Here is a 20,451-nt window from a genome sequence, read left to right as displayed (position 1 = left end):
CGGGGATCGGTTATGAAAAAAACATTGAGCATTGTTGCCGCGCTTTCCGTGGCTCTGTCGGCCCAGGGGATGGCTGCCGAGAAATTTACCTTTATGACCAACTGGTATGCTCAGGCCGAGCATGGCGGTTTTTATCAGGCTCAGGCACAGAATCTGTATCGTGATGCCGGGCTGGACGTCACCATCAAGATGGGGGGGCCGCAGGTGCACACCATGCAACTGATGGCGGCGGGCCAGGCGGACTGCATCATCAGCGATAACATGCAGGCGCTGGAATCCTGGCAGCAGGGCGTGGAAGCGGTGCCGGTTGCCACCACCTTCCAGCATTCGGCGATTGTGTTTATCACCCATCCGGATGTGAAAAACCAGGCCGATTTGCAGGGGAAAACCTTCCTGCTGGCCGCTGAAGCTTACACCTCCTACTGGCCGTGGGCGCAGAGCGCGCTCAACCTGAAAAACGCCCATGTGCGTCCATATACCTTTAGCGTGCAGCCGTTCCTCGCGGATAAAACCCTGGTACAGCAGGGCTACGTAACCTCCGAACCTTTCGCGGTGCAGAAAGCCGGGGCACAGGCCAACGTCTACCCGATCAGCGACTGGGGCTACCCGCCGTACGGCAACAGCATCGTGTGCATGAAATCAACCATCGAGAAACGTCCGCAGGCGGTCGCGGCATTTGTTAAAGCTTCGATGCAGGGCTGGAAAAACTACCTGGAAAATCCGGCACCGGGCAACGTGCTGATTAAGAAAGAAAACCCGCAGATGACCGACGAACAGATCGCCTTCGGCATCGCCCAGATGAAGAAGTATCAGATGCTGACCGGCGGCGATGCGCAGACCGGGGGGATCGGCATTATGACCGTGCCGCGTCTGAAGCAAACCTGGCAGCTGCTGGTGGATAACAAGCTGATCGATCCGGCCAAAGTTCCGTTTGATGGCAGCTACACCCTGAAATTCATTCAAGATGTGAAGGTTATGCCATGAATGCCGCCAGCCGACTGACCCTGATGAGCAATGATGCGCAAGCGGTGCCGCTGCATGCGGCCCCTCCGGCGATTGAAGTGCTCTCTGCCGAGAAAATTTACCCGAACGGTACACGCGCGCTGCTGCCAGTGGACCTGACGATTCGCCAGGGCGAGTTTGTCTCGCTGCTCGGTCCGTCTGGCTGTGGCAAAAGTACCTTACTGAAAATGATCGCCGGTTTGATTGAACCGAGCGATGGCAAACTGATGTTGTTCCGTCGCGATCGTCGGGAAAAGCAGCATGATTTGCCGTTATCGTTCGTGTTTCAGGAGGCGACATTGATGCCGTGGAGCAATGTGCACAAGAACGTGCGTTTGCCGCTCGATCTGGCCGGTGTGCCGCGTGCGGAAGCGGACACTCGTGTACGGGAGATCCTTGAACTGGTCGGTCTCGGCCAGTTTGGGCAGGTGCTACCGCGTGAGTTGTCCGGCGGGATGCAGATGCGTGTCTCGATTGCCCGTGGGCTGGTGACGCGCCCGAAAGTGCTGCTGATGGATGAACCTTTCGGTGCGCTGGATGAGATCACCCGCAACAAGCTGGATAGCGATCTGCTGCAACTGTGGCAGGAACAGAAGCTGACCGTGGTGTTTGTTACTCACTCGATTCAGGAAGCGGTGTTTTTATCGCAGCGCGTGATCATGATGGCGGCCCGCCCGGGGCGCGTGGTGGATGACATCAGCATTGATGCGCCGTTCCCGCGTGATGACGAGTTCCGTGTCAGCCAGCAGTTCACCCAATATGCGCAGCAGTTGCAGCGCGGCCTGTTCGCCGCCAGTCAGGAGAGCAAATCATGAAAAAGCCCTTAGCCGCGCAGCGCCAGTTTCAGCAGTGGCTGTTTCCGGCGCTGGTCGCCATCGCCCTGTTACTGCTGTGGCAGTTTCTGGTCACGGCATTGAAGATCCCGGCCTTTCTGGTGCCGTCGCCGCTGGTGGTGGCGCAAAGTCTGGTGCAGAACTTCCCGACGTTGTTTATGTCGCTGCTGTACACCCTGAAGATCACGGTGATCTCCTTTGTGGTGGCGATTGTGATCGGATCGATCGTGGCGTTCCTGCTGGTGCAGAACCGCTTTATCGAAACCGCGCTGTTCCCTTATATCGTGTTTTTGCAGGTGACACCGATTGTCGCCATCGCGCCGTTGATCATCATCTGGGTGAAAGACACCACGATGTCGCTGGTGGTCTGTGCCACGCTGATGGCGGTGTTCCCGATTATTTCTAACACCACTCAGGGCCTGCGCAGCGTCTCGCCGGGTTTGCTGAGTTATTTCAAACTTAACCATGCCTCGCGTTTGCAGATTTTGCTGCGCCTGCGCATTCCCTCGGCTCTGCCGTACTTCTTTGGCGCACTGCGTATTTCCAGCGGTTTGTCGCTGATTGGTGCGGTGGTGGCGGAGTTTGTTGCTGGCACCGGCGGCACCGATACCGGGCTGGCCTACCAGATTTTGCAGGCGGGTTATCAGCTCAACATTCCGCTGATGTTTGCCGCGCTGTTGCTGATTTCTCTGGCCGGGTTCCTGCTGTTTGCCGTGATGTCCTGGCTGACGCGCCGCGTACTGGCCGCCTGGCATGAGAGTGAACTTAGCCCGACCTGATACCTCAACTACAGGAAATGAAGATGTCTGATTCCGATCGTCAGTCTGCACTGGCGGCGCTGGTTGCGGCGTTGCCTGAACTCGACTGGATTAAAGAAGCGCCGAAGGTGAAACGCCTGTCGCGTGATTTTCACTGGTTCAGCCCGGTGCTAAAACCACAGCTGGAAGAGAAGTTCGCTGAGCTGGCGGTGCGCCCGCGTGATGAGCAGGAACTGGCGGCGGTGGTGGCGGCCTGTGCTGCCCATCGTATCCCGCTCAACCTGCGCGGTGGCGGCACCGGTAACTACGGCCAGTTGATCCCGCTGGATGGCGGGTTGATGGTCGATATGACCAAACTGAATGCGGTGGTGAGCATGGGGCAGGGCACGGTGCGTGCGCAGGCCGGGATTCGCCTTGGCGACCTGGAAGCGCATACCCGTCCGCTCGGCTGGGAGCTGCGTTGCATGCCGTCTACCTGGAAGCTGGCAACCCTCGGTGGTCTGTTTGGCGGCGGCTTTGGCGGTGTGGGGTCCATCAATTATGGTCCGCTGGCGGCACCCGGCAACGTACTGGCGGTGAAGATGATGACGATGGAAGAGACGCCGCGCATCCTGAAGCTGGAAGCACCCGACGCGCTGCTGCTGCATCATGCCTATGGCAGCAACGGCATCGTACTGGAGATTGAGCTGGCACTGGCTCCGCGTCATGACTGGATCGAACGCCTTGATACCTTTGCGAGTTTCCCGGCGGCGATGGCGTTTGCCGATGCGCTGGCGAAATCGCCGGGACTGGTGAAGCGTCAGATTGCGGTGATGGCTGCACCGGTGCTGGATTATTTTACCGATCTCGCCGAGGCCGACGTGGCAGGGCAGCATGGCGTGATTTCCGTGGTCGGCGTGGAGAGCGATTGTCTGCTGTCGTCGTTGCTGGCACAGCACAACGGACGCAGCGCGCTGCATTTTGCCGAGGGCGAGAATCCCGGCCATTCGCTGATTGAGTATTGCTGGAACCACACCACCTTGCAGGCGTTGAAGGTGGATAAGACCCTGACCTATCTGCAAACCGCTTACGCAGCGGACAATTATTATCAGCAGGCGCTGGCCATGGAAGCACAGCTGTCAGATGAAGTGATGTCGCATATTGAGTTTCTGCGCGATATGAATGGCACCCTGACCTGTAGCGGATTGCCGCTGGTGCGATATAGCGATGAAGATCGTCTGAACGCCATCATGGATATTTATCGTGATAACGGGGTGAAAATTAATAACCCGCACGTCATTCATATTGAAGATGGTAAACAAGGGATGGTGCGTGCCGATGTTGTGGCTATGAAACGCGCCTGCGATCCGTATAATTTACTTAATCCCGGCAAATTACGTGGCTGGGAAGTGCGCGAAACATTGCCGGATGTGAAAATAACCGGTGTAAATAATTAATCGATAATAAGACTTTTTTTGCGGCAAAGCTCACCACCGACGGTACATTTATTGTCCGGCAGGCGAAGCTTTGCTCTTTTTAAAAAGTGACGAGGCTTGGGACTATGCAATTAAAAACACTGAGTGGTGCGTGTCTTGCTGCGCTGTTTTTCCCTCTGGCTCCCGCTGCACTGGCGGCAACACAGAGCAATATCAGCGATTGTCAGTATGGTGCGAGTGGCGTAAATAGCTTCACCGATATATTTACCTGCGGTACCGTGAGCGGCAGTCTGCGTACGCTTTATTATTCAACACACAACGCTTATTTCTCTAAAGGTTTTAATCAGGACACCGTGAGTTATGGTGGTAGCCTGAAATATGAAACCGCTCCATTCTATGGTTTCCGTGCTGGTGTGAGTGGTATTTTTCTGCGCGGTATCGATCATCCTGATGAAGCGCACACCATTAGCGATATTGGTGATAATCAAACCAACTTTGGTGAAGCTTATTTAAGCTGGCAACAGGATAACTTTAAAATAACGGCCGGTGATCAACGAATCAATATTCCTTTCGTTGGCGATTACGACTGGCGTATTACACCCATCCTGTTCCGCGGTATCGACACCAATTACGGTGACAGCACCAACTTCCTGCATGCGACTAAAATCTGGCGTTATAAGCCGTGGGGTGATGATCAGTTCCTCAACACCACCGCTTATACCGATGTGGAAGAACGCACCAACGGTATGTGGGCGTTGGGTGGCGGTCGTGGTACGCAGTGGGACAATAAGAAGCTGACCGGGCAGCTGTGGTATCAGGAATACGCTGATTATACCCGTCTGGTGTATGGTGAGAGCCATCTGCAATGGCAGGATGCATTGTTCCAGCCGGATGTCGGATTACAGTTTATTCGCGGCACCAGCGCAGGCAAGGCTCTGGCGGGTGAAGTGAACAGCACCTCATACGGTGCACAGCTGGCATTGACGTTTACCCCGGCGCTGAGCTGGAAACTGGGCTATGACCATATCGCTGCCAGCGGCAATAGCTGGAATAACGGCTCGCTGGTGACGCCTTATGCGCACAATACCTCCTCCGGACCTTATTTTGCTCAGCCGTTCTTCACCAGTACTCAGGATCTCGGCAGCGGTAACGCCTATATGACCAACCTGAACTATGTGATGAATGAAAGCCTGTCGCTGGGTACGCAGTATTCCTTTATGGATCTGAAACCCTCACCGGCTTCCGCCAGCATCAACCAGTCGGAATATCTGGTTTATTTCACCTGGAGCTTCAGTGGCGTGCTGAAGGGCCTGAGTCTGACCGATTTCGCCGGGGTGCAGACCTCACCGTTGTATGATTCTCACTTCTGGCAGAACCGTTTAAGCCTGGAATACGATTTCTAACCTCTCAGGGAGGCCTTCCGGCCTCCCTTGTTTATTGCGCTGTGCACTGCATTGCGCGATAAATCGCGCCGCTACGGGTTGGTGCCGGTATTATTTAATGGGTGTTTACAAGGAAACGTAAATAATTCCATGTTAATTTACTGAGTAAAAACTACTTATTGATACTTTTAAACTGTAGCCTGACTCACATTATACTAATGAATAGTTATTTAATTTAAGGTGGATCTTTACTCTTGATAATATCACGAATAGTCTTTTGTTATTCGTACTGAAGGGTAAACAAGGAGTGTTTATGAGTGGTTCGCATGATTATCAATTGCAGGCAATGATTAAATTCTGGGAGGTAAGCAGTGAGCCATGGGGGGCTAAAGATAGAAATTCAAAGTTTATCTATGCCAATAAACGCTATCATGAGCTACTCTCACTACCGCATGGTTTTAATGTTGAAGGTCGATATGACGGAGAATTACCCGCTTCAACGGCTGAGTTTCAAAATGAGTTTCAGGCCCATGATCGTAAGGTTGAAAAATTATTGGATAGAGTTACTTCAATAGAGATACACCCTTTTGAGCAGAACCATTATCTCCAGCCGTGGTATTTTGATAAGTATCCATTAATGGACAGTCATGGTGTCTGCATAGGAACTATCTTTCATGGCAGACCAGTGGAAATGATTACGTTAACACGATTGGATAAAATTAAAATACCCTCGTCTCTGGTGTTTACTCCGCCATCTGATTTCTTCTTAAAAAGAGAATGGGAGATCGTATTTTACTTATTGCAAGGGTTTTCAGCGAAAGATATTTCTGCTCACCTCCATATATCACATCGCACAGTGACTAACCATATCCAGAATGTTTATCAAAAAGCCAATGTTAGCTCAAGAAGGGGATTGATAGAGTTCTGCTATGAAAATAACATATCTAATTATATTCCGGATAGTTTTTTCAAAACGCCAGAATCTCTATCAATTTAACAGAGTTTCTTAGGAAATACTGTCAAAACCCGTTCGATCATATGTCAGATGCGATGGCGGGCATAAAAATATTAATTCTACGCGCGTATGAGCGACCAGCTGATGCGCGGTATTTGGCGAGATACAAAATGTACTGCCCCGCCTGAAGACCGTTTTGGTGATATGACCTAAACTCCCCTCATTTACTTCGGCAGTAAAAATAGCACCCTCACCAGAAAGGATGATATACCACTCTTCGGCTTCGTGGTGGCAATGGCAGCCAACCTTATTTCCTGCTTCAATCACAGTTGCGTAGAGATCCTGCTCCGTGCCATTAATCAGGTTTTGAATTGAAATTCCAACAGAATTGTCCTTGATTGCACCATCGGTCTGAAAATCTGAGAATAAGATCACATTAATACTCCTTTATAAAATAAGTATTCCATACTCTGTCCATTTGATGAGCGTCAATATCATAATGATCTATGATTATCGAGTTAAGTATTGCATAGATTAATGTTGTACTGTCAATTTTAAATTAAAAAACTTCCCATTATGCTGGAGATAAAAGAATGGACTCAAATCAACCCTTATCCGACTGGCACCGGGAAGATATTCTTGCGGCGATCAGAAAGAAGAAAAAATCAATGGCTGCACTATCACGGGAATTTGGTCTTTCTTCGGGGACATTAATCAACACGCTAAACCGTCCATGGTTGCGCGGAGAACGTATAATTGCGGGTGCGATCGGCGTAAAAGCCGAAGAAATCTGGCCGAGTCGTTACCAATTAAGAAAGCATAAGTCGTGACATCGTTTTTTAATTAATACCTCACACGCCCGTTAAACCCTGAAGACAACATCAGGCTGCCCGCCATTAATCCGATGTCTTCACTTTCCGGGGCACTGAGATCTTCGACAAAACGCGTTGCCCACCAGTGACAATCCTGCTGATGGATGCCTTTCATCAGCCGGGCGTGACGATTTTGCCGTTCGCTGAGCGGAATACGCAGCGCAGTGTGAATGGCGTCAGCAATGGCATCGGGATCATAAGGATTAACAATCAATGCACCCTCCATATGTTCTGCCGCACCGGCAAACTGCGACAGGATCAACACGCCAGGATTGGCGGGATCCTGCACTGCAACATACATTTTCGCCATCAGGCTCATACCCGCCATCAGCGGCGTGACCAGCGCGACACGAGACGCACGATAGATACCGGCCTGCTCCTCCCGACTGTAGGCTTTGGTCAGATAACTGATCGGGCACCATTCCAGCGTACCCTGTACGCCATTCATTTCACCGCACAGATTCTCCAGCTCATGGCTCAACTCAGCCGTGCGCGATGTGTAGCCAGCAGCCGGAGAAGCCAGTTGTAGCAACATCATATTTCCCGTGTAATCCGGGTGATGGCGCAACAACACCTCAATGGCGCTGATGCGATAAGGCAGACCGGCGCTGTCATCAAGATGGCCGCCGCTCAGGATGGTGTTTTCCGGCAGGGTTGCCCGACATTGTTCTTCCATATAACTGCAACTGTTGCTTGCCAGTAGACAGTGCGCATCTTCCAAATCGATACCCACCGGATACACCCCAGTGCTGATAATCTGCCCGTGAATGCGTATGCGCGTGACGCTCAGGCGTTCGCAGCGGAATGTGCTTTCGACCCACAACAGAAAATTGTTCATATCCTGGCTGGTCTGAAAACCAATCAGATCGCAACACAATAACGACTCAGCCAGCCATGACCAGTCAGGAATGGCGGAAAACCCCACGCCTGCCGGGAAGGGTTGATGGAAAAACAAGCCGATGCGATTTGTCAGCCCGGCAGTGCGTAGCATTTTCACGCTCGGTATCAGGTGGTAATCCTGGACCCAGATAACATCATCGGGCATGGCGTATTCGGCGATTGCCCTGGCATAGCTTTCGTTGAGTTTCCGATACTGGCTCAAATCGTCCTGATTAAAACGCGCCAGGTCAGGTCGCTGATGAAAAATCGGCCACAACCCCTGATGAACATAATGATGGTAGCCCTGTTCCACTTCACCCCGGCTCAGCGGGAAGCTGAGGGTGTCAAATTTATGGCCGTGGCGAAAATGCAGCGGGTGAGGTGTCTCTGATGAAATGGCCTGAGTTTTTCCGTCCCAACTAATCCACAACCCACCGCGGCGTGACAGGATGCTTTCATACAGCGCGGATAAGGTCGCAGCCCGTGACAGATTGTGCGAAACCAGAATGAAGCCTGACATAGCATTTTCCCTTTGATCACGATGAAAACCATTTCCATTGATTTAAGCGTTCTGCATATAAAAAAGGCGTAAAAAAACGACGAACAGGTATAAAAATCAGGCAAAAACGGGCCTTACTCTCCACTTCGTTAGTCAGGGGCAGCAGCTATAATTGCTTCATCCAGTGGTTGGCAGACTGGCTATCTGACGCGTGTGATAACCCTCTGAAAGGATGCATTCCTTATGGCTTCAACAAAGCAATCTCTTCCGGCTGGCATGCTGGCGGCAGCAGGCATTGTGTTTGGTGATATCGGCACCAGCCCGCTTTATACGTTGCGGGAATGCCTTTCAATTTTGCCCGATGGCAGTCCGACACCAGCAGCGGTGATGGGGTTTCTTTCACTGATCTTTTGGGCGCTGACGTTGATCGTCACCGTGAAATACGTTTGCTTTGTGATGCGCGCCGATCATGACGGTGAGGGCGGGATCCTGACGCTGATGTCACTGGCGCGTCAACATGTCACCGGTCGCGCCGGATATTTTATTGTGCTGGCGGGGCTGATCGGCAGTGCATTCTTTTATGGTGACGGCGTGATTACGCCTGCCATTTCGGTCATGTCGGCGATTGAAGGGATTGAGGTGGTTGCACCTGGGCTGGACCACCTGATTGTTCCGCTTTCAGTGATCATCCTGACCTTGCTGTTTATTATTCAGAAACACGGCACCGAGCGGGTGAGCCTGGTATTTGGTCCGGTGATGCTGGTGTGGTTTCTGACCCTTGCGGTGCTGGGTATACGCGGCATCATGATGAACCCTGGCGTGTTGCAGGCGTTGAATCCACTCTTTGCGCTGGAATTTCTCAACAGCCATAAGGCGCTTTCCTTTGCCGCGCTGGGCATGGTGGTGCTGGCGGTGACCGGGGCTGAAGCCTTGTATGCGGATATGGGCCATCTGGGAAAAACACCGATTCGTCTGGCATGGCTGGTTATTGCCATGCCAGCGCTGGTGCTGAACTACTTCGGCCAGGGGGCGCTGGTGCTGGAGGACGCTGACGCGGTGCGTAATCCTTTTTACCTGCTGGCTCCCGACTGGGCGCAGATCCCATTGATTGTGCTGGCGACCTTATCGACGGTGATCGCCGCGCAATCGGTAATTTCCGGTGTTTATACCCTGACGCATCAGGCCATCCGGCAAGGATTCCTGCCACCGGTGCGCATCGTCTATACCTCATCAACTGAGTCCGGGCAGATTTATATCCCGGTCGCTAACTGGCTGCTGTTCGCGGCAGTGACGGTGATTATTATCTCTTTTCGCCAATCTTCAGCGCTGTCGTCGGCATACGGTATCGTGGTCACGGGGACTATGGTGCTGACAGCTTGTCTTGCAAGTGTGGTTGCCTTTAAAAACTGGCGCTGGCCGCGGGCGGTGGCGTTGGTGTTCCTCGTTTGTATGCTGATCATTGATGTCCCGCTGTTCAGTGCCAATCTCATGAAACTGCTGTCTGGCGGCTGGGTGCCAGTGTTACTGGCTATGACGATGCTGGTCCTGATGCTGATCTGGAGCAGTGAACGCTCGCTGCTGATCCGTCGTCTGGCGGATGATCCGGTAGGACTGAAAGCGATGATCAGTTCGCTGGAAGCGAATCCGCCGAAACGGGTGGAAGGTACAGCTGTCTTCCTGTCACGCAAGGAATATGAAATTCCCCAGGCGTTGCTGCACAACCTTAAACATAACCGCGTGCTGCATGCGCGGACGGTACTTTTGCACATCCGGACCATCGATACGCCAAGGGTGCATAACCAGAAACGGATCAGCATCCAGCAACTTTCTCCTTCGTTCTGGCAGGTGACAGCGGCTTATGGCTGGCATGAAGTGCCGTCGATGCAGGAGATCCTGCATTTATGTGGACTGGAGGGGTTTGGTTGTACCTTGCAGGAAGCATCGTTTTTTACCTCACACGATACGCTGGTGATGAAGAAACGAAATGGCCTGGCGCGGGCGAAAGGGGCGATTTTCCATTTCTTTCAACGTAATGCCTTGCGGGCACATGAACAATTTATGATTCCACCCAATAGGGTGATTGAGTTGGGCGGGCAAAAGGAGTTCTAAGCTGAACCTAGACGGTTCTTAAATCTAAAGCAGATATCCATGCCGAACAGGCTAACCAAAGGTATAGTTTTACAACCTTTAGTTAGCTGTAGGGGACATTATGGTTATCACTCATTTCTTACATCTGCGCGAATTACTGCAAATACTTTTTGTTATTATCTGTGTGATTTTAAAGCATTTCTCCCATCGTAATCTGTGGGCGAAAATTGTTCTGGCCTGTATGATCTATGCGGCCGAGGCATTAATACTTATCTTTTTCAATCAGTCAGGTTAATAACTTAACGATGGCTGCGAATATTTTTTCTCATGCTAAATATATTGCAGAAACACAATTGAATGTTTTATCCATGATTTCTTCTATATGTTTGCGAATCATTTACTTAATTCTTCAGGAATACTGGCGCGTGTGTTCTAAATTAAAATGGTAAGGTTGATATTGTTTTATAAAGAAGCGCTATAAACAACGCATGTATCAAATGGTGTCTGCCCCGTTTATTTAACAACTTGTGTTGTCTCCGAAGGTGTATCATGAAAAGACTCATCTTTTTGCAAATTGTGATGACTTTACTGGTGGGGATAAGCGCACCTCACTTAGCCTACGCACGAGGTTATTACTATCATGGTTATGGTGGCCCCCGTGTCATTATTGGTGCCGGGCCAATCTGGTGGCCGCCTGCTTATTACGGCCCGCCACCTTATTACGGTCCGCCCGCAACCGTTTATGTGTCACCACCCGCTCCTCAGGTTTACGTTCAGCAGCCTGCACCGGCCAGCGCTTACTATTGCCGTAGTCCGGGAGGATATTATCCGCAGGTAAAACGTTGTCCATCCGGCTGGCTTAAAGTGGTGGCTCCAGCACCGGCCCCGTATTAAATAAATACCCATCAGAGGTCAAGCCAGCATGAAAACAATGACATGGTATCCGGCGGTTATTACGCTGGGCTGCGTGCTTTTATCCGGCTGTGTATCGCCCCCCAGCGGGCCGAATGTGACGGCATTGCCCGGTACGGGTAAAAGTTATGCGCAGTTTCAGACTGACGATTCCCTCTGCCGTGATTTTGCCCGAGGAAATCTGAGCCAGGCTACGCAACAGGCGAATAATAACGTGACAGCTAACGCTGCCGGAGGAACGTTGATAGGGGCTGCCAGTGGAGCATTAATTGGTGCAGCTTCCGGCCAGGCAGGGCCGGGGGCCCTGATTGGGGCCGGGGCGGGTCTGCTAGTGGGCAGCGCTGTGGCCAATAATTCATCCCTGCGCAGTAATGATGATATACAGCAGCAATATAACAATGTGTATGTTCAGTGCATGTACGCAAAAGGTAATCAGGTGCCAATGCCTGCGGGTTATGTCGCACCGCCTCCTGCCCCCTCAGCGGTTCCACCTGATTATTATCCACAGCCAGGAGACGATGTACCGCCTGATTATATGCCCTGATTAACAACGGGTTAATTAAAACTATAATGCCTGCCATTTTTAAACTGGCAGGCATTATTTATTCGTATTTATTTCTTTGTACGGCGAAAGTGTTGCCAGGTGCGGTCAAGCCATAAATAAATAACCGGTGTGGTGTAAAGCGTCAGCATTTGGCTAAATAACAAACCACCAATAATTGAAATACCGAGTGGTTTCCGAAACTCGGAACCATAACCTGAACCTAAGACCAGCGGCAGCGCCCCTAAAATGGCGGCGCAGGTGGTCATCATAATGGGACGGAAACGGATCATACAGGCGCGCATAATGGCTTCCTCTGCACTGCGTTTATGCTCACGTTCTTCCGTTATGGCGAAATCAATCATGATGATGGCATTTTTCTTCACGATGCCAATCAGCAAGATCACCCCAACTAACGCGATAATGGAAAGCTGGGTATCGGTGATGAGCAGAGCAATTAATGCCCCCACACCGGCAGAAGGCAGGGTAGAGATAATCGTCAGCGGGTGGATCAGATTCTCATACAGCATACCCAACACGATATAGACCGATATCAACGCCGCGAGAATCAACCAGGGCTCGCTGGCGACGGATTGCTGAAACACCTGTGCCGTTCCTGAAAAGCTTCCCTGGATATTGGCGGGCATGCGCAACCGGGCGATAGCGTCATTCACCTGCTGGGTTGCCTGGCCAATGGCAGCCCCAGGTGCGAGGTTAAATGAGGCCGTGATAGCGGGAAAAGCATCCTGATGGTTAATCGAGATGGCTGTGCGGTTCAGGGTAAAATGTGCCATCGCAGCAAGGGGAATCAGCGTATTTCCTTCTGACGACACCGGAGTGGACGGCGTTACCGTTGGGCTACCTCCGCCGCCGGAGGGCGTGCCAGCCGGAACGTAAATTCCGGTCAGTGCTGCCGGATCGGTCCAGTATTCGGGGGCCAGCTCCATCACCACATGATATTGATTGGTCGATTTATAAATGGTTGATACCTGTCGCTGGCCGAAAGCGTCATATAACGCCTGATCGATTGAGGCAAATGGCACCCCCAGTCGGGAAGCGGTATCACGGTCTACATTCACCGTTGCCTGCAAACTGTTATCCTGTTGATCGGTATTGATGTCTTGCAGGATGGGGAGCGTGTGCATGGCAGCCACCACTTTCGGCACCCAGCTATCCAGGTCGGTTTGTTCATCAGCCGTCAGGGTATATTGGTATTGCGCACCACTTTGCCTGCCACCGACGGTAATATCCTGCGCGGACTGCAGGTAAAGCCTGGCGCCCGGAATGTTCCCCAGCGAGTGGCGCAACTGACCAATCACCTCATCCGCACTCGCTTTGCGTTCACCTAAAGGCTTCAGGGTGACAAACATAAAGCCGTTATTGATGGCGTTCGAGCCACCAATAAAACTGCCCACCGAGGCCACGCTGGGATTTTTGAGCACCAGCTGGTTGATCTGCTGAAACTTACGCTGCATCGCGTACCAGGAGATACTTTGCGAGGCTTGCACCCTGCCAATCAATCTGCCGGTATCCTCCTGCGGGAAAAAACCTTTAGGAATAATGATGTACAACACCACGTTCAGCACCAGTATCAATAGTGTCACCGTACCCATTAACACCGGGTGGAGCAGCACCCAACCGAGGGTGCGCTGGTAAAAACGGTGGAAGCCGGTGTGGGTATAGTGGTCCTGTTGAGGGGGATGCCGTGGTTTATGGCGCAGCGCCAGGCTTGCCAGCATCGGCGTTACCGTCAGCGAAATCAGCATCGACATCATAATCGCGACCGACAACGAGACCGAAAACTCACGAAACAGTCGTCCGACGATGCCCCCCATCAGCAACAGCGGGATAAATACCGCTACCAGCGACACGCTAATGGTCAGCACCGTAAACCCGACCTCATGTGCACCGTCGAGAGCGGCCTGGACCGGCGGCTTCCCCCGTTCCAGATGGCGCATGATGTTCTCCACCACTACGATTGCATCATCCACCACAAAGCCGGTCGCAATCGTCAGCGCCATCAGTGACAGGTTATTGAGGCTAAATCCAAGGAAATACATCACCGCAAAGGTGCTGAGCAGTGAGAGGGGAACCACGATGGCGGGAACCAGGGTAGTACGCCAGTTGCGGAAAAAGGCAAAGGTCACCAGCGTGATCAACAGCACCGCTATCAGCAGTGTTATCTCCACTTCCCGCAACGAGGCGCGAATAGTGGTGGTGCGATCCATCAAAATGTTCAGTTTGATGGTTGGAGCGATCGATTCGGATAAAAATGGCAGTTCAGCTTTCACGTTATCGACAGTGTCGATCACGTTGGCACCGGGTTGTTTATAGACGATCAACAGCACAGCAGGTTTGCCGTTCGACAGGCCGTAATTTTCCAGATTCTCGACATCCTGCCGTACATAGCCAAGATCGGCGATATGCACCACCTGCTGCGGTGTCTGGCTGACCACCAAAGGCCCATAATCCCCTTCCCGGTACAGCATATCGTTTGCACCCAGGGTGTAAGTTTGATTACCTTCGCGATGCGTTCCCTTGGGCAGATTGACGTTGGCATTGGCAATCACGGTGCGGATTTGTTCCAGGCTGATACCGTAGTGATTGGTGCGGTCAGGATTGAGTTCAATACGCACCGCAGGCAAGGCACCGCCGCCCACGGTGACATCGCCAACGCCTGAGGTTTGCAGCAGTTTTTGTTGCAGCACGGTTGAGGCGGCATCATACAGTTGCCCACGGGTGGCGGAATCGGAAGTCAGGCTGAGGATCAGAATCGGTGCATCGGCGGGATTCACTTTACGATAAGTCGGATTACCTTCCAGGTTGGCTGGCAGGTTGGTGCGTGCCGCGTTGATCGCCGCCTGGACATCACGCGCCGCGCCATTGATATTGCGGTTCAAATCGAACTGCATGGTGATACGTGTCGCGCCCAGTGAGCTGACGGAGGTCATCTGCGTAATACCGGATATTTGCCCAAACTGGCGTTCCAGTGGCGTGGCCACGGAGGTGGCGACGGTATTGGGATCGGCTCCTGGCAAGGTGGCTGTCACGCTGATGGTGGGAAAATCTACCTCGGGCAACGGTGCCACCGGCAACAAGTTAAACGCCAGTATGCCCGCCAGCGCCATGCCAACCGCTAACAGGATGGTGGCAACAGGCCGCCGGATAAAGGGAGCTGAAAGGTTCATCAGGACGACCTTGCGCGCCAGCGCGTTACCGCATCCCCCATGCGGTGCATGGCCAGATACATCACCGGGGTGGAGAACAGCGTCAGTAACTGGCTGACCACCAGGCCGCCAATGATGGCGATCCCCAGCGGATGACGTAATTCCGATCCCATACCGGTGCCAAATGCCAGCGGGAGGGCACCAAACATCGAGGCGATAGTGGTCATCAGGATTGGGCGAAAGCGCAGCTCAGCTGCCCGGGAAATCGCTTCAGTGGCGGAAAGCTGTTGGTTACGCTCCAGTTCAAGGGCGAAATCAATCATCATGATGGCATTCTTCATCACGATCCCAATCAACAGCACTATGCCGATCAGGCCGATAATATCGAACTGAGTACCGGTGATCACCAGCGCCAGCAAGGCCCCCAGCGCCGCAGAAGGTAAGGTAGACAGAATGGTGATCGGATGGATAAAGCTTTCATACAAAATGCCCAGCATCAGATAAACCACAATAATCGCCGCCAGCACCAGAAAAGCCTGGCTGGCCAGCGAAGCCTGAAAGGTTGCGGCTGCTCCCTCGAGCGCGATTTGCACAGACAACGGGATCGCCAGCTGTTGTTTGATGTGATCGAGATGTGTCAGGGCGGTGCCCAGCGTGTAGCCGGGCGCGAGGTTGAACGATACATCCGCATAGGGGAATTGCCCCTGTCGATTGATGGTGACGGGGGCCGGGATCACTGCCATCGTTGCCAGGGTTGCCAAAGGCGTGATTCCACCGGATGAGGTGCTGACATACAACCCGGAAAGCAGGCCGGACAGCTCAGCCGTTTCCCGGTCGGCGACCATCACCACATGGTATTGATTCAGATGGGTATAAATGGTGGAAATCTGGCGCTGACCGAAGGCATCGTACAGCACATCATCAATCGCCTGGGGCGTTACCCCGAGGCGGGATGCGGTGGCCCGATCAAATGTCAGCTGAACTTGATTCCCCTGCTGTAGCGCCTGGCTTTGCACGTCGGCGAAGGCCGGGTCCTGCTTCATCGCAGCCAGCAATTTGGTGGTCCATTGGTTCAATATCCCCGGATCGGTGGCCTGTAACCCCACCCGATAACTGGTGGTGGAGATGCTGTCATCCAGCGTCAGATCCTGTACCGGATGCAGATAAAGGCGCATGCCTGCCTGATTTGCCGTCGCATCCGCCAGACGGCGCATCACCTGACTGCTGCTATCGCGAGCCCCTTTGTCTTTGAGATTGATAAGCACCGTTCCCTGGTTAAGGGTGGGGTTAGTCTGATTGATGCCGACAAACGATGACAGGCTGGCAACGGCTGGATCTTTTAAAATTTCATTCACCAGTTGCTGCTGTTGCTGCACCATATAGGGAAAAGAGATATCCGGGGCAGCCTGAGAAACCCCCGCCAGCAATCCGGTATCCTGTTCAGGGAAAAAGCCTTTGGGCATCAACAGCAGTACCGCGAAAGTCAGCAGCGTGGTGAGCGCGACCGAAAAAAGCACCCATCCCTGATGGCGAAGCACCCAGCCCAGGCTATGTACATAATGTTGATTGATGCGATCAAAGAAATCGGCCCGCCGGGTCTCCTCATGGGTTTTAAACATCTGTGAACACATCATTGGTGTGAGCGTCAGCGAGACAACAGCGGAAACGACGATGGCGATGGCCAGCGTCAGAGCAAACTCCCGGAACAGACGACCGACCACATCCCCCATAAATAGCAGTGGAATCATCACGGCAATCAGCGATACCGACAGCGAAATAATGGTGAAACCAATTTGTTTTGAGCCTTTCAGCGCCGCTTCCAGCGGTGGGTCGCCGCTTTCAATATAGCGGGTGATGTTTTCAATCATGACGATGGCATCGTCAACCAGAAAACCGGTGGCGACGGTGAGGGCCATCAGCGTCAGGTTGTTGAGTGAAAAACCGAGGCTCCAGGCAATCGCCAGCGTGCCAATCAGTGACAGAGGGACGGTGACTGCCGGGATGACGGTAGCGGCGAGTTTGCGTAAAAAGATGAAGATCACCATGATCACCAGCGCAATGGCGACCGCCAGTTCGTACTCGACATCGGTGACGGAAGCGCGGATGGTTTGCGTGCGATCGGTGAGGATGGTGACCTTAACGGTGCCCGGCAGGCTGGCGCGCAGTTGTGGTAAGAGATTTTTGATCCGGTCAACCACCTCGATCACGTTGGCTCCCGGCTGGCGCTGAATATTCAGCACAATGGCGGGTGTGGTGTTGGTCCATGCTGCCTGGTAGCGATTTTCTGAGGCGTCAATGACGCTGGCAACTTGCGCCAGCCGCACCGGGGCTCCGTTTTTGTAGGCAATGATAATCTTCTGGTAATCCGCCGCCGATTGCAGTTGGTCGTTAGCGCCAATCGAAAACGCCTGCCAGGGACCGATCAGATTGCCTTTGGCCTGGTTGACGTTAGCATTGCCCAGACTGGTGCGGACATTATCCAGCGAAATACCCAGTGCATTCAGTGCCTGGCTATTGACCTCGACCCTGACGGCAGGACGCTGACCACCGCCGATAGAGACCAGACCTACGCCGGTAATCTGGGAAATTTTCTGCGCCAGCCGGGTATCGGCCAGATCTTCAACCTCTGTGAGCGGTAAAACATCCGAAGTGAGAGACAGGGTAAGTACCGGCGCATCGGCGGGATTGACCTTATTGTAAACCGGTGGATAAGGCAGATTGGTGGGTAAGTAGCTTGCCGAGGCATTAATTGCCGCCTGAACTTCTTGCTCCGCCACATCGAGTGATAAGGCCAAATCGAATTCCAGTGTGATGATGGAAACGCCATTCGAGCTGGTGGAGTTCATCGCCTTGAGGCCAGCCATTTCCCCTAATTGCACTTCCAGCGGGGCGGTGATGGAGGTACTGATCACCTCGGGACTTGCCCCTGGATACTGGGTATAAACCTGAATGGTGGGATAGTCCACATCCGGCAGTGCGGACACTGGCAGCAAGCGATAGCCCAATAACCCCGCCAGCAGCAGAGCAATCATCAGCAAGGTCGTTGCGATGGGGCGCTCAATAAAGGGGCGAGAGACATTCATGGCAGCCCCATATCACGGCGACACAATGCGGATCAGTGAGCCGTTATCCAGCTTGTCTGCACCGTCGGTAACAATTCGCTCACCGGGCTGCACGCCGTTATTGAGGATGGCGCTATTCTGCCCGCTGGTCGGTCCCACTTTTACCTTACGCAGTTCAACTTTATTCGCGTTGCCGACCACAAAAATAAAGTCCCCCTTGCTGCCGTGCTGGATCGCGGCGGTGGGGATGACCGGGACTTGCTTCAGGGTGTTGACCTGCATATGGATATTGACAAACTGATTGGGAAACAAGACGTTGCCGCTATTGGGGAACTCCGCTTTGACTTTGATGGTTCCGGTACTGGTATCCACCTGATTATCGACGGCAATCAGCTGTCCCTGGCTGAGCAGACGCTGATCATCACGGTTATAAGCGAAAACGGGCACCGTACCGCGCGTTATGGCTGCGCTGATTTGGTCCCGGTAATCTTCTGGAACGGCATACAGCACCGTGGCGGGATCCAGTTGCGTGATCACGGCAATTCCGGTGGTGCTGGTCGTGGTGATGTAATTGCCTGGATCGACCAGACGCAGTCCAATAACGCCATCCACCGGGGAGGTGATGGCGGTATAACTTAACTCGACATCAAGATTTTTTACCGTGCCGGAATCGGTCTGTACCGTGCCCTCATCCTCTTTGACCGTCGCGACCTGGCTATCCAGCATTTGTTGGGTAATGGCACCGGATTTGATCGACTGCTGGTAGCGACGTAAATTCTGCTGGTCATTGAGCAGCAGCGCCTGATCGTGAACCAGGGTTCCCTGCGCAGCTAACCGTTGCGCTTCTAACTGGCGTGAGTCGATATGGGCAATGAGCTGCCCTTGTTTCACCGGCTGGCCTTCTTTGAAATAAACCTGGTCGAGAATGCCGTCGATCTGCGGCACGATGGTGACGGTGCGGGTCGCGGTCACTGTTCCTAACGCATCGATGAATACCGGCACATCACTGAGTTTTGCCGCCACGGCAGTAACGGGCGTACTCTGCTCATGTGTGGTGTTGGCGGGGGGCGTCTGACGAAAAAACACATACCAGGCCGCAATCAGGCATAAAAAAATAATCAACAACAACCCAGACCAAGTGACTTTTTTCATAAAGACCACTCTATAGTTGCAATTCCATTGACCCTTTAAAACGTTCTGATGCGCAGTGGTAATGTTGATAATTATAGTGTCGGTAGTGCCTCACTAACGCTGGCCAGAATGTAACAATTACTTCAGCAGATGATAAATATGAGAGAAACAGGCGGTGAATAAATTGTGGGGTAACTTGGATAGTCCTTATCATGGTAACTCCTTATTTAATAATGATGTGCCCTATAAAACGTCCTCGTTCTATAGGGCAACTTTCCAGTCAGGCTATTTTTTATAAACTTCCAGACCAATATCTTTGTGATCGGTTTTATGGCCGACTTCATCAACGATTCGGTAATAACATTGGCTGGATTTTATTTCTCCGCTCTCATGGCACTTTGTGTTAGCCGCTTTAGAAAAGGCTTTATGACCCACGGTCGGGGTACCAGTTTGGGTGACGGAAATATTACCGATGCTTACGTATTCTCCTGATTTCACTTCATCTGCGGTGACTTGCTTTGCAGCAAATGAAGAGGCGGAAAACAACATGGTCAGGGTCAGTAATGAGGTGAGATGTTTCATATTATATCCTTATCTTGATAATAATTAGCCTGCTTTGAAATTTTATCATCAAAGCTATTTAAGTTTTAGCGCGGATTGAAAGAAAATCAACATGGAAAATAACCACCAATTTCAACGCCGGGGGATAGGATGAAAAATCAGGATCTGATCTGTTTGATGCATCTTTCGTGCAGCGGCTGTCAGGTTAAAACCACATCGGCTGATGTGGCTGACGCTGGCTATGAAAGAAGTAACGGGTTTCAGGCCGATGTTTCGTTTTTATCATCACAGACTTACTTGTTTGCAAATATGCATAGTTTGGTGAAGCTCTTCTCGGTAATTATTACAAAGACGCGTAAATAATGAGATTGTTTTTCATCACCTTTCTTATTGC

17 protein-coding genes are annotated in these 20,451 nt (G+C 52.3%); 11 read left to right on the top strand and 6 right to left on the bottom strand.

What is annotated here, in order from left to right; all coding sequences use genetic code 11:
• Window positions 1-12 precede the first annotated feature (12 nt).
• The 6 genes from RCF31_RS10730 (at window position 13) to RCF31_RS10705 (ending at window position 6,387) form a co-directional block, all read left to right on the top strand.
• Window positions 13-984 carry an ABC transporter substrate-binding protein gene (locus RCF31_RS10730; protein ID WP_416410328.1) on the top strand — a complete coding sequence of 324 codons (972 nt, stop codon included), beginning with the start codon at window positions 13-15 and terminating at the stop codon, window positions 982-984.
• Window positions 981-1,817 carry an ABC transporter ATP-binding protein gene (locus tag RCF31_RS10725; RefSeq protein ID WP_299458003.1) on the top strand — a complete coding sequence of 279 codons (837 nt, stop codon included), beginning with the start codon at window positions 981-983 and terminating at the stop codon, window positions 1,815-1,817. Before RCF31_RS10730 ends, RCF31_RS10725 begins: the two co-directional genes overlap by 4 nt.
• Window positions 1,814-2,614 carry an ABC transporter permease gene (locus RCF31_RS10720; protein WP_310617372.1) on the top strand — a complete coding sequence of 267 codons (801 nt, stop codon included), beginning with the start codon at window positions 1,814-1,816 and terminating at the stop codon, window positions 2,612-2,614. Before RCF31_RS10725 ends, RCF31_RS10720 begins: the two co-directional genes overlap by 4 nt.
• A gap of 23 nt (window positions 2,615-2,637) precedes the next feature.
• On the top strand, window positions 2,638-4,029 hold the full coding sequence (locus tag RCF31_RS10715) for an FAD-binding oxidoreductase (RefSeq protein WP_416410325.1): 1,392 nt from the start codon (window positions 2,638-2,640) through the stop codon (window positions 4,027-4,029).
• A 104-nt stretch (window positions 4,030-4,133) separates the two neighbouring features.
• Window positions 4,134-5,411 (top strand): OprD family outer membrane porin, encoded by a 1,278-nt coding sequence (locus RCF31_RS10710; RefSeq protein ID WP_416410323.1) that lies wholly within the window; start codon window positions 4,134-4,136, stop codon window positions 5,409-5,411.
• Between the two features lie 292 nt (window positions 5,412-5,703).
• Entirely contained in the window at window positions 5,704-6,387 is a 684-nt protein-coding gene (locus RCF31_RS10705) for a helix-turn-helix transcriptional regulator (RefSeq protein ID WP_416410321.1), read from the top strand.
• A gap of 9 nt (window positions 6,388-6,396) precedes the next feature.
• On the opposite strand, the gene RCF31_RS10700 is transcribed toward RCF31_RS10705, so the two are convergent.
• Window positions 6,397-6,780 (bottom strand): cupin domain-containing protein, encoded by a 384-nt coding sequence (locus RCF31_RS10700; RefSeq protein ID WP_416410319.1) that lies wholly within the window; start codon window positions 6,778-6,780, stop codon window positions 6,397-6,399.
• Between the two features lie 158 nt (window positions 6,781-6,938).
• On the opposite strand from RCF31_RS10700, the gene RCF31_RS10695 reads away from it, so the two are divergent.
• On the top strand, window positions 6,939-7,175 hold the full coding sequence (locus RCF31_RS10695; RefSeq protein WP_416410317.1) for a helix-turn-helix domain-containing protein: 237 nt from the start codon (window positions 6,939-6,941) through the stop codon (window positions 7,173-7,175).
• Window positions 7,176-7,188: 13 nt separating this feature from the next.
• On the opposite strand, the gene RCF31_RS10690 is transcribed toward RCF31_RS10695, so the two are convergent.
• Window positions 7,189-8,616, bottom strand: a complete 1,428-nt coding sequence (locus RCF31_RS10690) for an alpha,alpha-trehalose-phosphate synthase (UDP-forming) (protein WP_416410315.1) — start codon at window positions 8,614-8,616, stop codon at window positions 7,189-7,191.
• A gap of 222 nt (window positions 8,617-8,838) precedes the next feature.
• Here RCF31_RS10690 and kup point away from each other — a divergent pair, with 222 nt between their 5' ends.
• From kup to RCF31_RS10675, 3 genes are all read left to right on the top strand, one after another.
• Window positions 8,839-10,704 carry a low affinity potassium transporter Kup gene (gene kup / locus RCF31_RS10685; RefSeq protein ID WP_416410313.1) on the top strand — a complete coding sequence of 622 codons (1,866 nt, stop codon included), beginning with the start codon at window positions 8,839-8,841 and terminating at the stop codon, window positions 10,702-10,704.
• Between the two features lie 528 nt (window positions 10,705-11,232).
• Window positions 11,233-11,577 (top strand): hypothetical protein, encoded by a 345-nt coding sequence (locus tag RCF31_RS10680; protein ID WP_313689316.1) that lies wholly within the window; start codon window positions 11,233-11,235, stop codon window positions 11,575-11,577.
• Window positions 11,578-11,605: 28 nt separating this feature from the next.
• Window positions 11,606-12,139: a glycine zipper family protein gene (locus RCF31_RS10675; RefSeq protein ID WP_416410311.1), complete on the top strand. Its 534-nt coding sequence runs from the start codon at window positions 11,606-11,608 to the stop codon at window positions 12,137-12,139.
• A gap of 68 nt (window positions 12,140-12,207) precedes the next feature.
• On the opposite strand, the gene RCF31_RS10670 is transcribed toward RCF31_RS10675, so the two are convergent.
• The 4 genes from RCF31_RS10670 to RCF31_RS10655 form a co-directional block, all read right to left on the bottom strand.
• Window positions 12,208-15,324 carry an efflux RND transporter permease subunit gene (locus tag RCF31_RS10670; RefSeq protein ID WP_416410309.1) on the bottom strand — a complete coding sequence of 1,039 codons (3,117 nt, stop codon included), beginning with the start codon at window positions 15,322-15,324 and terminating at the stop codon, window positions 12,208-12,210.
• Complete coding sequence (locus RCF31_RS10665; RefSeq protein WP_416410307.1) at window positions 15,324-18,386, bottom strand: efflux RND transporter permease subunit; 3,063 nt, start codon at window positions 18,384-18,386, stop codon at window positions 15,324-15,326. Before RCF31_RS10665 ends, RCF31_RS10670 begins: the two co-directional genes overlap by 1 nt.
• A gap of 12 nt (window positions 18,387-18,398) precedes the next feature.
• Window positions 18,399-19,517 (bottom strand): efflux RND transporter periplasmic adaptor subunit, encoded by a 1,119-nt coding sequence (locus RCF31_RS10660; protein WP_416410305.1) that lies wholly within the window; start codon window positions 19,515-19,517, stop codon window positions 18,399-18,401.
• Window positions 19,518-19,781: 264 nt separating this feature from the next.
• Window positions 19,782-20,078 (bottom strand): hypothetical protein, encoded by a 297-nt coding sequence (locus RCF31_RS10655; RefSeq protein WP_416410303.1) that lies wholly within the window; start codon window positions 20,076-20,078, stop codon window positions 19,782-19,784.
• A 129-nt stretch (window positions 20,079-20,207) separates the two neighbouring features.
• Between RCF31_RS10655 and RCF31_RS10650 the strand changes: the two genes are divergently transcribed.
• Complete coding sequence (locus RCF31_RS10650) at window positions 20,208-20,420, top strand: hypothetical protein (RefSeq protein ID WP_416410301.1); 213 nt, start codon at window positions 20,208-20,210, stop codon at window positions 20,418-20,420.
• Window positions 20,421-20,451: the final 31 nt, after the last annotated feature.

Origin of the sequence: Pantoea sp. App145 (assembly GCF_047947045.1) — a bacterium.
GTDB lineage: Bacteria > Pseudomonadota > Gammaproteobacteria > Enterobacterales > Enterobacteriaceae > Pantoea.
This window is presented reverse-complemented; position numbering and strand designations above follow the sequence as displayed.